The organism is Pelagibacterium montanilacus, from assembly GCF_003992665.1.
Taxonomy (GTDB): Bacteria; Pseudomonadota; Alphaproteobacteria; order Rhizobiales; family Devosiaceae; genus Pelagibacterium; species Pelagibacterium montanilacus.
In genome coordinates this window covers 1-12,334 of sequence record NZ_RZMX01000055.1, presented here as the reverse complement: position 1 = coordinate 12,334, position 12,334 = coordinate 1, and the positions used below count along the sequence as shown (strand labels likewise).

Annotated in this window: 18 protein-coding genes; 8 read left to right on the top strand and 10 right to left on the bottom strand. The window is 63.0% G+C overall.

Annotated elements, in window-relative coordinates; translation table 11 throughout:
* Positions 1-4 precede the first annotated feature (4 nt).
* The 3 genes from pgsA to EO136_RS15300 are packed head-to-tail and all read left to right on the top strand — an operon-like array spanning position 5 to position 1,287.
* Positions 5-589 carry a CDP-diacylglycerol--glycerol-3-phosphate 3-phosphatidyltransferase gene (gene pgsA, locus EO136_RS15310; protein WP_206513352.1) on the top strand — a complete coding sequence of 195 codons (585 nt, stop codon included), beginning with the start codon at positions 5-7 and terminating at the stop codon, positions 587-589.
* On the top strand, positions 586-837 hold the full coding sequence (gene moaD / locus EO136_RS15305; protein WP_127145265.1) for a molybdopterin converting factor subunit 1: 252 nt from the start codon (positions 586-588) through the stop codon (positions 835-837). Before pgsA ends, moaD begins: the two co-directional genes overlap by 4 nt.
* Before the next feature lie 3 nt (positions 838-840).
* Entirely contained in the window at positions 841-1,287 is a 447-nt protein-coding gene (locus EO136_RS15300) for a molybdenum cofactor biosynthesis protein MoaE (RefSeq protein ID WP_127145264.1), read from the top strand.
* 57 nt (positions 1,288-1,344) lie between these two features.
* On the opposite strand, the gene EO136_RS15295 is transcribed toward EO136_RS15300, so the two are convergent.
* Complete coding sequence (locus EO136_RS15295) at positions 1,345-2,235, bottom strand: branched-chain amino acid aminotransferase (protein WP_127145263.1); 891 nt, start codon at positions 2,233-2,235, stop codon at positions 1,345-1,347.
* Positions 2,236-2,374: 139 nt separating this feature from the next.
* On the opposite strand from EO136_RS15295, the gene EO136_RS15290 reads away from it, so the two are divergent.
* Together EO136_RS15290 and EO136_RS15285 are read left to right on the top strand one after the other, a co-directional pair.
* The gene (locus EO136_RS15290; protein WP_164730633.1) at positions 2,375-2,896 is read left to right on the top strand and encodes a MarR family winged helix-turn-helix transcriptional regulator; all 522 of its coding nucleotides are present in this window, start codon (positions 2,375-2,377) and stop codon (positions 2,894-2,896) included.
* A 10-nt stretch (positions 2,897-2,906) separates the two neighbouring features.
* A complete protein-coding gene (locus EO136_RS15285) occupies positions 2,907-3,749 on the top strand; it encodes an undecaprenyl-diphosphate phosphatase (protein WP_127145262.1) in 843 nt (280 codons plus the stop codon).
* A gap of 7 nt (positions 3,750-3,756) precedes the next feature.
* Here EO136_RS15285 and EO136_RS15280 read toward each other — a convergent pair whose 3' ends face one another.
* The 5 genes from EO136_RS15280 to EO136_RS15260 all read right to left on the bottom strand — a co-directional run bounded on the left by EO136_RS15280 (position 3,757) and on the right by EO136_RS15260 (position 6,656).
* A complete protein-coding gene (locus EO136_RS15280) occupies positions 3,757-4,098 on the bottom strand; it encodes a tRNA-binding protein (protein ID WP_127145261.1) in 342 nt (113 codons plus the stop codon).
* Positions 4,095-4,910, bottom strand: coding sequence for a pyrroline-5-carboxylate reductase (gene proC, locus EO136_RS15275; RefSeq protein ID WP_127145260.1), 816 nt, complete (start codon positions 4,908-4,910; stop codon positions 4,095-4,097). The genes EO136_RS15280 and proC overlap by 4 nt, the downstream gene beginning before the upstream one ends.
* Positions 4,907-5,407, bottom strand: coding sequence for a type III secretion system chaperone family protein (locus tag EO136_RS15270; RefSeq protein WP_127145259.1), 501 nt, complete (start codon positions 5,405-5,407; stop codon positions 4,907-4,909). The genes proC and EO136_RS15270 overlap by 4 nt, the downstream gene beginning before the upstream one ends.
* A 254-nt stretch (positions 5,408-5,661) precedes the next feature.
* Entirely contained in the window at positions 5,662-6,390 is a 729-nt protein-coding gene (locus EO136_RS15265) for a metallophosphoesterase family protein (protein WP_127145258.1), read from the bottom strand.
* An 8-nt stretch (positions 6,391-6,398) separates the two neighbouring features.
* Complete coding sequence (locus EO136_RS15260; protein WP_127145257.1) at positions 6,399-6,656, bottom strand: accessory factor UbiK family protein; 258 nt, start codon at positions 6,654-6,656, stop codon at positions 6,399-6,401.
* 72 nt (positions 6,657-6,728) lie between these two features.
* Here EO136_RS15260 and lgt point away from each other — a divergent pair, with 72 nt between their 5' ends.
* From lgt to pgeF, 3 genes are read left to right on the top strand one after another with little or no spacing between them, the layout of a single operon-like run.
* Complete coding sequence (gene lgt, locus EO136_RS15255) at positions 6,729-7,592, top strand: prolipoprotein diacylglyceryl transferase (RefSeq protein WP_127145256.1); 864 nt, start codon at positions 6,729-6,731, stop codon at positions 7,590-7,592.
* A complete protein-coding gene (locus EO136_RS15250; RefSeq protein ID WP_206513351.1) occupies positions 7,585-8,661 on the top strand; it encodes a class I SAM-dependent methyltransferase in 1,077 nt (358 codons plus the stop codon). Before lgt ends, EO136_RS15250 begins: the two co-directional genes overlap by 8 nt.
* A gap of 15 nt (positions 8,662-8,676) precedes the next feature.
* Complete coding sequence (gene pgeF, locus EO136_RS15245) at positions 8,677-9,447, top strand: peptidoglycan editing factor PgeF (protein WP_127145255.1); 771 nt, start codon at positions 8,677-8,679, stop codon at positions 9,445-9,447.
* Positions 9,448-9,761: 314 nt separating this feature from the next.
* Here the strand turns inward: pgeF and EO136_RS15240 are convergent, their stop codons facing one another.
* The 4 genes from EO136_RS15240 to EO136_RS15225 form a co-directional block, all read right to left on the bottom strand.
* Positions 9,762-10,277 (bottom strand): pyridoxamine 5'-phosphate oxidase family protein, encoded by a 516-nt coding sequence (locus tag EO136_RS15240; protein ID WP_127145254.1) that lies wholly within the window; start codon positions 10,275-10,277, stop codon positions 9,762-9,764.
* 136 nt (positions 10,278-10,413) lie between these two features.
* The gene (locus EO136_RS15235; RefSeq protein WP_127145253.1) at positions 10,414-11,082 is read right to left on the bottom strand and encodes a uracil-DNA glycosylase; all 669 of its coding nucleotides are present in this window, start codon (positions 11,080-11,082) and stop codon (positions 10,414-10,416) included.
* On the bottom strand, positions 11,076-11,447 hold the full coding sequence (locus EO136_RS15230) for an Nmad2 family putative nucleotide modification protein (RefSeq protein ID WP_127145252.1): 372 nt from the start codon (positions 11,445-11,447) through the stop codon (positions 11,076-11,078). The genes EO136_RS15235 and EO136_RS15230 overlap by 7 nt, the downstream gene beginning before the upstream one ends.
* Positions 11,444-12,256: an IS5 family transposase gene (locus tag EO136_RS15225; protein ID WP_127142346.1), complete on the bottom strand. Its 813-nt coding sequence runs from the start codon at positions 12,254-12,256 to the stop codon at positions 11,444-11,446. The genes EO136_RS15230 and EO136_RS15225 overlap by 4 nt, the downstream gene beginning before the upstream one ends.
* Between the last annotated feature and the right edge of the window lie 78 nt (positions 12,257-12,334).

The window sequence follows — 12,334 nt, the reverse complement described above, 5'->3', positions numbered from 1 at the left end:
GCTGATGGCAGAGAGCAAATTCGACATGGCACGGTTGCCCAACTGGCTGACCTATGGCCGGATCGCCGCGATCCCCGTGATCATGGTGCTGATCCTTGCCGATCATCCCGCGCTGCGCTGGCTGGCGTTGCTGCTCTATATCGCGGCGGCGGTCACCGATTATTTCGATGGGTATTTCGCGCGCAAATACGGCACGATCTCCGAGATCGGGCGGATGCTCGATCCCATCGCCGACAAGCTGCTGGTGGGCGCATTGCTGCTGGTGTTCTGCTTTGACCGCAGCTTCGGGGCGTGGGATCTGATCCCGGCCACGGTGATCCTCATGCGCGAGATCTTCGTTTCGGGGCTGCGCGAGTTCATGGGCACTTCCAAGATCACGGTGCACGTCTCCAAGCTGGCCAAATACAAGACCACCGCGCAGCTCGTCGCGCTGGGAGTTGTGACCGCCGAGCCCCTGATCCCCGGCATGAGGGAGCTGAGCGATATCATCCTCTGGGTGGCGGCGATCCTGACGGCGATCACCGGGATCCAGTACTGGCTGGGCGTGCAAAAGCACCTCGCGCCGACTGAGCAGGATGACTTCTCGTGAGAGTGCTCTATTTTGCATGGCTTCGCGAGCGGCTGAACCGCGATTTCGACGAGGTCGACCCGCCCGAGAGCGTGACCAGCGTCGCTCAGTTGATGGACTGGCTGGCCGGGCGCGACGAGGCCTTTGCGCTGGCGACGCAAAAACGCGAGCTGATCCGTGCCGCGGTGGATGACACGCTGGTCGGCCACGAGACCGCGATTGCGGGCGCGAGGACCGTGGCGCTGTTCCCGCCGATGACGGGGGGATAAGCGATGGTCGTGCGGTTGCAGGGCGATCCCTTCGGGCCGGGAGCGGAACTCGATGCGTTCACCGAAGCGGTGGGGGGCGGCGGCGCGGTGGCGACGTTTACCGGGCGTGTGCGCTCGACGCCTGACGATCCGCTCGAGGCGATGACGCTCGAGCATTATCCCGCGCTCGCCCAGGCGCAGCTCGAGGCGCTTCGCGCGGAGGCGATCGCGAGGTTCGGGCTGATCGATGCGTGGATCATCCACCGCTTCGGGCGCCTTTTGCCCGGCGAGCCGATCGTGCAGGTGATGACGGCGTCGCTACATCGGCAGGCGGCGTTCGATGGGGCGGGCTTCCTGATGGATACGCTCAAGACCAACGCCCCGTTCTGGAAGAAGGAGCACCGGCCCGGCAGGGACAGTTGGGTCGAGGCGCGCGCTTCGGACGATGCAGCGGTGGCGCGCTGGACATGAAAAAGGACCGCAGGGTTTCCCCTCCGGTCCTTTCGTATTCACTGCCAGCGACAGGGTTTATTCGGCAGCCTGACGCTTGGGCTGGACTTCCTGCATATAGGCCTCGACCAACGTGCGGCAGGCCTCGCCCGGGGTAAAGCTGAATTCGCCCACTTCGGAAACCGGCGTCACTTCTGCTGCAGTGCCGGTGAGGAAGCACTCGTCGAAATTGCCCAGTTCCTCGGGCTTGATGTGACGCTCGACGATCGAATAGCCCTTGGACCTGGCCAGACCGATCAGCGTGCGGCGCGTGATGCCGTCGAGGAAGCAATCGGGCGTCGGGGTGGTGATTTCCTTGCCCTTGACGAAGAACACGTTTGCCCCGGTCGCCTCGGCCACGTAGCCGCGGTAGTCGAGCATCAACGCATCGGCATAGCCCTTGTCCATCGCGCCGTGCTTGGAGAGGGTGCAGATCATGTAAAGACCGGCAGCCTTGGCCTTGCAGGGGATGGTTTCGGGCGAGGGGCGCTTCCAGGGCGCCCAGCACAGGCGAATGCCCTTGAGCCGGTCCTCGGTCGAGAAATAGCTCGGCCAGACCCAGGCCGCGATCGCCAGGTGCACCTTGTTGTCGCGCGCGGGCACCGAAAGCGTCTCCGAGCCACGCCAGGCGACCGGGCGCATATAGGCGTCGACCAGCTCGTTCTTTTGCAGAACGGCGCGGCAGGCATCGTCGATCTCGTCGGCGGAATAGGGGATTTCGAAGTCGAGCGTACGGCCCGAGGCAATCAGCCGGTCGGTGTGCTCGCGCAGCTTGAAGACTTCGCCGCCATAAGCGCGCTGGCCTTCAAACACCGAGCTTGCATAATGCAGCCCATGGGTGAGGACATGAACCTTGGCTTCCCCCCAGGGGACCATCTCCCCATTGTACCAGATCCACCCCTCTCGCTGATCCATTGGCACGAATGCCATCGTGTTCTCCCGTCGTTTTCCGTTGTCGTGCCGCTGGCCGGCGGCTCACTTGAAACCATCATGCCGCAATCCCACGCCACTTGGCAAACCAAAGTGGGTCTGTGATAAGTCGGTTACCGGCCAAGATGTTGGAAGCAGGATGCCAGCTCAGAAGATAAATGTCAACAAGGCTGACATAAATTCCGCCATCTACGATTTCCCCGAGATGCCGATCGACGTCATGGGGCTGTTTTTCTTCGCCTATCGCGACTTCGTGCGCGATGCGGACGCGCTTCTTGAGCGGCAGGGGTTCGGGCGCGCCCATCACAGGGTGATCTATTTCGTGAATTTGCGGCCTGGTATGACCGTGGCCGACCTGCTCGACATCCTGCGCATTACCAAACAGAGCCTGGCGCGGGTTCTAAGGCAGTTGATCGACAGCGGTTATGTGGCCCAGCGGCACGGGGAAACCGATCGTCGCCAGCGCCTGCTCTACCCCACGGAAAAGGGGCGGGAGTTCTTCGAGGTGCTGAGCTCTACGCAGGCCCGGCGGATTGATGCCGCGCTCAAGGCGCTGCCGCCCGAGGCCCGCGACTGCGTCACCCGGTTCTTCGTTGCCATGACAGAATCCGAGGATCAGGGGCTGCTCGATTCGCTCCGGCTAACCCATCAGATGAAATAGGGGATCAGTCTTGGAACTGATTTATGTCGCGCTCCTTGCTCTCGTGCAGGGCGTTACCGAATTCCTGCCCGTCAGCTCGTCAGCCCATCTGATCCTGGGGCGGGTGATCATGGGGGCGATGGGATTCGACATCGCGGCGATGTCGCCCAGCGAAGAGCTGGCGCTCGACATCGCCCTGCATGTGGGCTCGCTGGGCGCCGTGCTCGTCTATTTCCGGGATGACATCGGGCTGCTGGTTTCCGGTCTGCTCGATGGACTAAGGGGGCGGGGCGGAGAGAGGCTTCGGCTCGTCCTCGTGGTGATCGCCGCGTCGCTGCCCATCGTCGTCGTCGGGTTTGCGGCCAAGGATCTGGTGGTCGAATTCGGTCGCTCGCTCTGGATGCTGGCGCTGTCCACCATCGTCTTCGGCGTGCTGCTCTATTTTTCCGACCGTCGGCCCGAGGTTCATTCCCGGCTCGAGACGCTCTCGCTGCGCAACGCCATGATCGTGGGCTTTGCCCAATGCATCGCGATCATCCCTGGCGTGTCGCGCTCGGGCATCTGCATGACAGCCGGCCGCTATGCGGGCCTCGATCGCCCGCTCTCGGCGCGGCTGGCGCTGCTGCTTTCGATCCCCACGATCCTGGGGGCCGGCGTGCTCGGGGGGCTGGATCTCTATGAGGCAGGCAATGCCCGGCTGACCACGGACGCGCTGTTCGGTGGCGTGCTGGCCTTCTTTTCGGCCTGGGCCACGGTGGCCCTGATGATGACCTGGCTCAAGCGCCAGACCTACACTCCCTTCGTGATCTACAGGCTGGTGCTCGGGCTGTTTCTGATCGGGCTGATCACCTCAGGCGTCGTCGCCGCCGGCTGACACAGTTTCAGAGCAGCCGCTTGCCGTTGGGCACGGGTTTGTCGATTGCAGCGAGCACGATGGCGCCGTCTTGGTCCTCGAACCCCAGCGTCAGCACTTCGGAGCGCAGCGGTCCGATCTGGCGAGGCGGGAAATTGACGACCGCCATGACCTGGCGCCCAACGAGACTTTCGGGCGTGTAATGCACGGTGATCTGGGCCGAGGACTTCTTGATCCCGATCTCGGGCCCGAAATCGATGATCAGGATGATCGCGGGCTTGCGCGCTTCGGGGAAGGAGCGCGCCTCAACGATCGTCCCGGTGCGGATATCGACCTTGAGGAAGTCGTCGAAACTGATCTCGTCGCTCATTGGCCCAGTTCCTCGCTGCGCTTGCGGGCCGCGGTGACGGCACGGTCGAGAAGCGGCCCGAGGCCATCGTCGGCCATGAGCACGTCGAGGGCCGCCTGGGTGGTCCCGTTCGGTGAGGTGACGTTGCGGCGCAATTGCGCGGCATCGGCAGGGTCGGCTTCGAGCAGGGCGGCGGCGCCGATGATGGTCTGGCGCGCCAGTGCCATGGCCTGATCGGCCGCGAGCCCCTGCTGTTCGCCCGCTGCGGCCATGGCCTCGACGAGGTAAAAGACATAGGCGGGCCCCGACCCCGAGACGGAGGTTACCGCGTCGATCAGGGCCTCGTTCTCGAGCCAGACCACGCGCCCGGCCGCTTCGAGAAGGGCATGGGCCAGCGCACGATCATCGCTGGAAATGTCGGGCCCGGCGAAGGCGCCCGATATGCCCTTGCCCAGTTGCGCCGGGGTGTTGGGCATTGAGCGAACCACCTTGGCCGAGCCCAGCCCGGATTGCAGCCTGGCCAGAGGAATGCCTGCGGCGATCGAGAGCGCCATGGTGGCTTCGCCCATGAGAGGACGGACTGCGGGCAGCACGGTGTCCATCATCTGGGGTTTGACCGCAAGGACGACGGCGCGGGGTGGAGTATCGGGCAATTGGGTCTGCAGGCTGGCGCCCACGGACTCCGCAAGTGCGCGCACCGTTTCGTGCGGCTGCGGATCGACAAGAACGAGGCTCTTGCCCTCAAGGCCTGCAGCCAGCCAGCCCTGAGCCATGGCGATGCCCATCTTGCCGGCGCCTACCAGCAGGATCGTACCGGAATTGTGAAGACTCATGCTTCGCCCACGGTCTCGAACATCACTTCGGCCAACGCGTCGGTGGCCGATTTTCCGGCCCAGACCACGAACTGGAACGCCTGGTAATACAGATCGCAACTGTCGGTCGCCGTGCGCAGCAGGGCCTCGCACTGCTGGGGCGAGACGTCTGCGCCACCTGAAAGCAGGTGCGAGTGGCGGAAGAGGATAACGCCCTCCCGGCTCCAGATATCGAAATGGCCGATCCAGAGTTGCTCGTTGACGAGGCTGAGAAGCTGCTTGATTTCCGCGCGCCGTGCGTCGGGCACCTTGAGATCGAATGCGCATGCCAGGTGCAGCGATTCCATCTGCTCCATCCAGTTGAACGAGACGTGATAGTCACTCCATCCCCCGCGCACCGATATCGAGATCTCGTCCGCGTCCTGCCGCTCGAACGACCAGTCGCTGATTGCTGCGATGTGCTCGATGATGTCGACGGGGTGGATGTTTCTGTCCAGTTCCAGTTCCAGGAGAGACATGACGGGCTCCGTACGATTGAGCATGGTTTCACAAGGGGGAACGCAACCGGATGTTGCGGCCCGACGAGGCACTATCGAACTGATCGGACTGGTGGCGTGTACGAATCGTCCCTGTCACAAACCTACACCGGCCCGGTCCGTTGGACCCATAAACGCGGGGTCCAATACACAGATTCTTAACTATGATGGTGCGAGCGTCATGGTTAACGAGGTGTTAAGATTTTGATTTCTCAACACTCATTTTCACGCGACGCCTAGCGTGGCCAACCTTCGCGCAGGTGGCGGGCCCAGCCGGCCATGCCGTGCTGCTCGGCTCGTAAGGCTGCGGCCTCGTGATCGTAGGGGATCTGGAGAAGGGTTGCCGACCATCCCGAACGGGTTCGCGTCGCTATGGCGTAGCCGGCATCGGGGGAGAGCCGCTCGGCCGATGCGGGGTCGGCCATGGTATAGGCGGGGCGGCCGACGCTGCCGGGATTGACCACGATGCGGCCATCGCCCAGCTCGACAACCCGTGCCACGTGGGAATGGCCGCAGCACAGCAGGGCGTGGGTGTGTCCCGAAACCTGCTGGGCAATCTCTGCCGTCGAGCTTGGGCGGAAGCGCTTGTCCTGGGTCTTGGTCTGGAGCCAGTGCGTGTTGTCGCTGGATGGCGTGCCATGGCAGAGCAAGATGTCAGGCTCGGGAGAGGCGGTCTCGGCCAGCGTGCCCAGCCAGGACCGGGCGCTATCGTCGATGGCGGCTGCGGCGATCACGTCGACCTTGTCCATGTTCTCGCCAGCCATGACCACTCTGTCGTGATTTCCGCGCAGGGAAACGGCATCAAGGCCCAGCAGCATCTCGGCGGTCTCGGCCGGCGCGATGGGCCCGGAGACATGGTCGCCGAGATTGTAGGTGGCATCGACCTTACGCCGCGCGATGTCCTCGAGAACGGCCGCAAGCGCAAAGGCATTGCCGTGGATGTCCGAGATCAGCGCGACGCGCATCGTGCCGCTCAGGGCGTGGTTTTCTTGCGCCTTTTGAAGGCGTCGAGTTCGCGCCGGAGCGCCTCGATCTCTTCGCCCTGGATGGTGACGAGGTCCCTGAGCGCGTCGTAATCGTCGCGCTTGACCAGGTCGAGTTCGTTGACGATGCGCTCCATCTGGCCGCGCACGGCGGTTTCGGCTTCGCGCCGCACGCCATCGGCCACATCGGCCGCGTCGTTCATCAGACGACTGAGGTCATCGAATATTCTGCTGCCATGGGAAGTCATCTGTGGGCCACCTCAATGAATGCATGTCGAGATCTCCTATGTAGGGTGCGTGGCAGCGCTTGACCAGACCGGATGGGGGCGGCATGGTCCGCGCCGATCCCATTGTCCGACACGCCGGTGCCCGCCTTGCCCTTTCCTCAGATCGATCCTGTCGCCTTTGCCCTGGGCCCGCTGGTGATCCGCTGGTATGCGCTGGCTTATCTCGCCGGCATCTTCCTTGGCGTAGGCTACGGGATGCTGCTCGTGCGGCGCAAATCTCTGTGGGCCAACAATACGCCGCCCATGAACGCGAGCGAGTTGTTCGACTTCACCTTCTGGATCGTTCTCGGCATCGTGATCGGGGGGCGGCTGGGCTATGTGCTGTTTTACGATCCCACCTATTTCCTCGCCAACCCGGCCGCGATCATTGCGCTCTGGGACGGGGGCATGGCGTTTCACGGCGGCATGCTGGGCCTTGTCGTCGCGATGTCGGTCTATCTGCGCAGCAAGGGTGCCGACGTGCTCTCGGGCCTTGATCTTCTCGCCTGCTGCGGCACCATCGGGCTGTTCCTGGGGCGCGTGGCCAACTTCATCAATGCCGAGCTCTACGGCAGCCCGACGACCATGCCCTGGGGCGTGATCTTCCCCGGCGGGGGCGATGTGCCGCGCCACCCCAGCCAGCTCTATGAAGGGCTGCTCGAGGGGGTGCTGCTGTTTCTCGTCATCCGCTATTTCACCCATGTGCGCTTCGCCCTGCGCAGGCCGGGGCTGGTGGCTGGGGTGTTCGGGATCGGGTATGCGAGCGCCCGGATATTCGTGGAATTCTTCCGGCTGCCCGACGCCCATATCGGGTATCTGGCCTTTGGCTGGCTGACCATGGGGATGGTGCTGAGCCTGCCGATCCTGGTCGCGGGGATCGGGCTCGTGTGGTGGGCACAGACGCGCCGCCATGGCTGAAGCAGGGCCCTCGCTGGGCGATCTGATCGACATGGAAATCCGGGCCAGCGGGCCGATGTCGATGGCCACCTATATGGCGCTGTGCCTTTCGCACCCGAGCCGGGGCTATTACCGGAAGGCCGATCCGCTCGGCGCGGCGGGGGATTTCATCACCGCGCCCGAGATCAGCCAGACCTTCGGGGAGATGATCGGCGGCTGGATGGCCGATCTCTACGTCCAGATGGGCTCCCCGACCTCGCTGGTCGTCTTCGAGCCGGGGCCGGGGCGCGGGACGCTGATGGCCGATGCGCTGCGGGTGGCGACCCGTGTGCCCGGCTTTGGCGCCGCGCTGCAGCTTCGCCTGTTCGAGAGCAATGCCGACCTGGCGGCGATGCAGGCCGAGCGACTGGCCGAGTACAACCCTATCGCGGTTTCAGAGCCCGAGGATATCCCGGAGGGGCCGGTGATCGTGGTCGCCAACGAATTTTTCGATGCGCTGCCGATTCGGCAGTTCGTGCGGCGGGGGGCGAAATGGTTCGAGCGCTGCGTGGGGCTGGAGGACGGGCGGCGCTGTTTCGGGCTCTCGCCGACGCCCTATGACCCGGATTTGCTGGGCCCGGCCTTTGCCGATGCGGCGGAGGGCGCGGTGGCGGAAATCGGGCTGGCGGCGGAGAAATTCATGGCGCGGCTGGGGCGGGTCGTGGCGCCACGGGGCGGGGCGATCCTGGCCATTGACTATGGCTATGGGCGCACCCAGCCGGGCGAAACGCTGCAGGCGCTGGCCCGCCATGCCCATGCGGATCCGCTGGCCGAGCCGGGGGCGGCGGACCTGACCGCCCATGTGGATTTCGAAACGCTGGGCCGCGCTGCGCGCATGGCTGGGTTGACGGTCGCGCCTCTTGTGGAGCAGGGCCGTTTCCTTACATCCTTGGGGTTGGCCGAGCGCCACGCCGCGCTGGCCCGGGCCAATCCCGACAAGGCCGAGGCGCTGGCCGAGGCGTTCGCGCGGCTGACCCATCCGGCGCAAATGGGCAAGCTTTTCAAGGCTTTCTGCGCCGCCAGTCCGGGACTTCGCCCGGCCGGTTTTTAAGCAAAGGTAGCCTTCATGCATCCTCCCTTCGAGACCAGCCCGGCCCTTGCCGCGCTCCCCGATATCCGGCACGGATTTTTCGGGCGCCGGGGTGGGGTGTCTGAGGGCGAGTTCGCGGCGCTCAACGCCTCGCGGGCGGTGGGAGACGATGCGGCGAACGTGGCCGAGAACATCCACAAGGCCGTAATGGCCTTGAAATCCGGGCCTTTGCAGGTGGCGATGGCCAAACAGATCCACAGCGCGGACGTGCTCACGATCACCGAAACCTCGGACCTTTCGGCCCGCCCGGAAGCCGATGCGCTGGTGACGCGGCGGCATGGGGTGGCGCTGGGAATTCTGACCGCCGATTGCGCGCCGATCCTGCTGGCAGACCCGGAATCCGGGGTGATCGGGGCCGCCCATGCGGGGTGGCGCGGGGCGGTGAGCGGGGTGCTGGGCCAGACGGTGGCGGCCATGGAAGCGCTGGGCGCGCGGGCGGGGCACATCACCGCCGCCATCGGGCCCTCGATCTCTGCCGAGAACTACGAGGTGGGGGAGGATTTCGCGGCGATGATCGCCCGGGAATTCCCGGAATCCCTGGACTTTGTGCTCACCGAGGGCTTTGCCAAACCCCATTTCGACGTGGCCGGATTGCTCGAAATGCAGGGGCGGAATCTGGGGCTCAAATCCATCATGCGGGTGGGGGGATGCACCTATGGGATGGACGAGGCCTATTTCTCGCACCGGCACGCGACCCACACCGAAACCCGCGCCGGGCGGCAGATTTCATTGATCGCGCTGGGGTAATCCCCGGGGCGCGTCCCTCGTTTAAAGTGGAAAACGCTGGATTTTCAACGCTCTGGCCGAGATCAGGGGCGGTGATCTGCGCGCACCAAGGCCCGTGATCGGCGCGATATGGCGAACCGATCTTGGGCATTGCGAGCGCCTCACACGGCATCGTCTCACAGGTTGGATAGCCGGGGATTAGTCGGCGCGCGGGCGGGGCGATCAGGGTGCGTCTTGCGGGAGATGTTCACCCAAGAGAGGGAAAACGAGGGCCGATCGGGGGTGATCGGCCGTCGATGCATTTCGGGGCGAAAAGGGCCCGGCCTCGACCGGGATCAGAGCCGCGCCTTGCCGGTCTCGCCCATGTCGATATCGCCGCCCGTGGCCGCCGAGAAGGCGATTTTCGCCTTTGCGGCGAGCCCACCGGGGCCGTCCCAGACCTCGCCCCGGGTGGGGGTGACGGTGAGCAGACGGATGGAAGGATCGTTTTCGTCGTCCCACCAGGCCTTGGCGAAATTTGTCCAGATTGCGGCAATCTTTTCGCGGTCGTTGGAGAGCTTCGCGGTGCCGGCGATCACGACATAGTCATTGCTTCCCTTGTCCACGAAGGAACAGGAGACGGCGGGGTACTGCTCGATCTCGGTGTTCTTGTGCCCGCTCTCGTCGACGAGGAAATAGAGCGCATGCTCGTCCCGCGCCACATGGGCCGTCAGCGGCCGGGCGTGCTGCTCGGACCCGCTCCAGGTGGTGAGTATGCACACCCTGATGTCCTCGGCGAGGCTCCAGACACGCTCGCGCGTTTCCTCGGGGGACAGGTGATCGGCGTGGGCGTTGGGATCGTGGTCAGCCATGAGCTCTGCTCCGTTCTTGTGGTTCGGGAGAGAGAACGGAGAGGGGGGCGATGTGGTTGCTGGTGGGGGGGGCAGTTAAAAAGCACCATTCTCTGATATCTTCACTCCGCTCGGTACCCGAAGATCGTCTGAGAGCTCAGAGCAAAGCAAGCTGCGGCTCTGATGGAGCAATTCCGTAGTGACCTTCCACCTGCCTGTGAAAATCCCTTTGGCCACCATAGCTTGGGTGCCGGACAGAAAGCACGTCAAAGCCCCAATTATCTAGCGCATTTGCGGCATCGTTTCCGATGGCGATGAAACGCCGAACAGGCAAGAAAGCTACAAGCAGGTCAAATATTTCCCGACCGAGCTCTTTTTCCTGCCGGGTATGCATACGATTACTCAACGGCGACCCCTGCTCATGTGGATGATAGGGGAAGACGTTCCAAAAAAATACCTTGGCTCCCACGCTACGTCGAGCCAACTCAATCTCGGTGGCCGTGCGTTCTTTCATCGGGCGATCTACTGTCGCTTTCTGCAACGGACTTGCCCGCAGTGATCGCCCGTAAGATGAAAGCGTAAGCTCATCGACCAGCGGCACACCGGTGCGCCTACCGCCCCGCCAACCCAAATCTCGCCCCATCCATATGTCGACTTCACCATCGGTCAGACACGCCTCAAGAACGCGAGTAAGATTATTAAGTCGTATTGTGTGGCTGTCCGCGGAATCAGACTGCTCGCAAATCTCGCGCCAAGGATTGAATGAATCCAAAGGTGTGTAGGAAAGTAAGCACTCCAGAAAAATATCTAATTCTTTTGCTACCATCTCGCTGGCTCACCTGCTACGCCTGTAACTCCTAAATCTCTAATCCAGTCGCGAATGGACTCCTGTTGTTCCAAAGAAAAGAGCGATTTATGCCCTGGCCCTTTTTTAATAAACTTCTCTAAGTATGGGGGAATTAAAGGCGCACTTTTTCCAAAGTAACCAAATTTTCGTCCTAAAAGTACGCGATCTGTGGTGCCAGTGTCTCGGTTTAAATTGGCGGGGCTCAAAATTCCATCCTCCCCGCTATGAAAAGAATTTTCTTGGATAATTTCTCCTTTCGCATCTGTATAATATATGTTGTCCCCAAAATGCTGAGATTTGCTTCCGTTTAGTATGGGCTTCTTAGAGTCGGTTTCGAAACTCATGACTGGCGGGCCAGTCGCCTCACGAGGAGCATGACCGAGGCGGCGTAAAGGAAGGTGGCTGCTGAATTGATGGTGGCCTCGAAGTCCTTTGCCAGGCGCCGGTTGCGGCAGATCCACGCAAAGAAGCGCTCGACCACCCATCTGCGTGGCAAGACGGCAAAGCCGACCTGATCCGGGGGCTTCTTGACGATTTCGACGATGATGTTGGTGGCGGTGGTCACGCGCTCATGATTGTAGCCGCCATCGGCCCATACATGTTTGATGAAGGGGAGCAGAGGGCGCGAGATCTGTAGCAGTGGTCCGCCGCTGTCTCTGTCCTGGATGTCGGCCGGATGCGGCTCGACCAGTAGCGGCCGCCCATCGGTATCGACCAGTGCATGGCGCTTGCGCCCTTTGATCTTCTTTCCTGCATCGTAGCCACGCGGGCCGCCGGCTTCGGTGGTTTTGACGGATTGGCTGTCGATTATGGCTGCGGACGGACTGGCCTCGCGGCCGGCGCGCTCACGGTCCATCATGACCAGGGCATGGTTGATCTTCTCAAAGACCGAGCCGTCGCGCAATGCGGCGAACCACCGATAGACGGTCGGCCAAGGCGGAAAGTCCGAGGGTAGGAGACGCCAAGTGATGCCGCCGCGCAGGACGTAGAAAATTGCGTTGATGATCTCGCGCATCGGCCAGGCCCGGGGCCGCCCCGTTCTACAGGCCGCAGGCAGGTGCGGCTGGATCAGGCGCCACTCCACGTCCGTCAGATCGGTCTGGTATCGCGTGGCACGACGGTTATGCTGTTCACGGGTGGTCGGGGTCCACATGACATTCTCCATGCAGGTCAGCAAACCGCTTGGAATCATGCCAACCTCGACCGCTCAACCCCTTTCGAAACGGCCTCT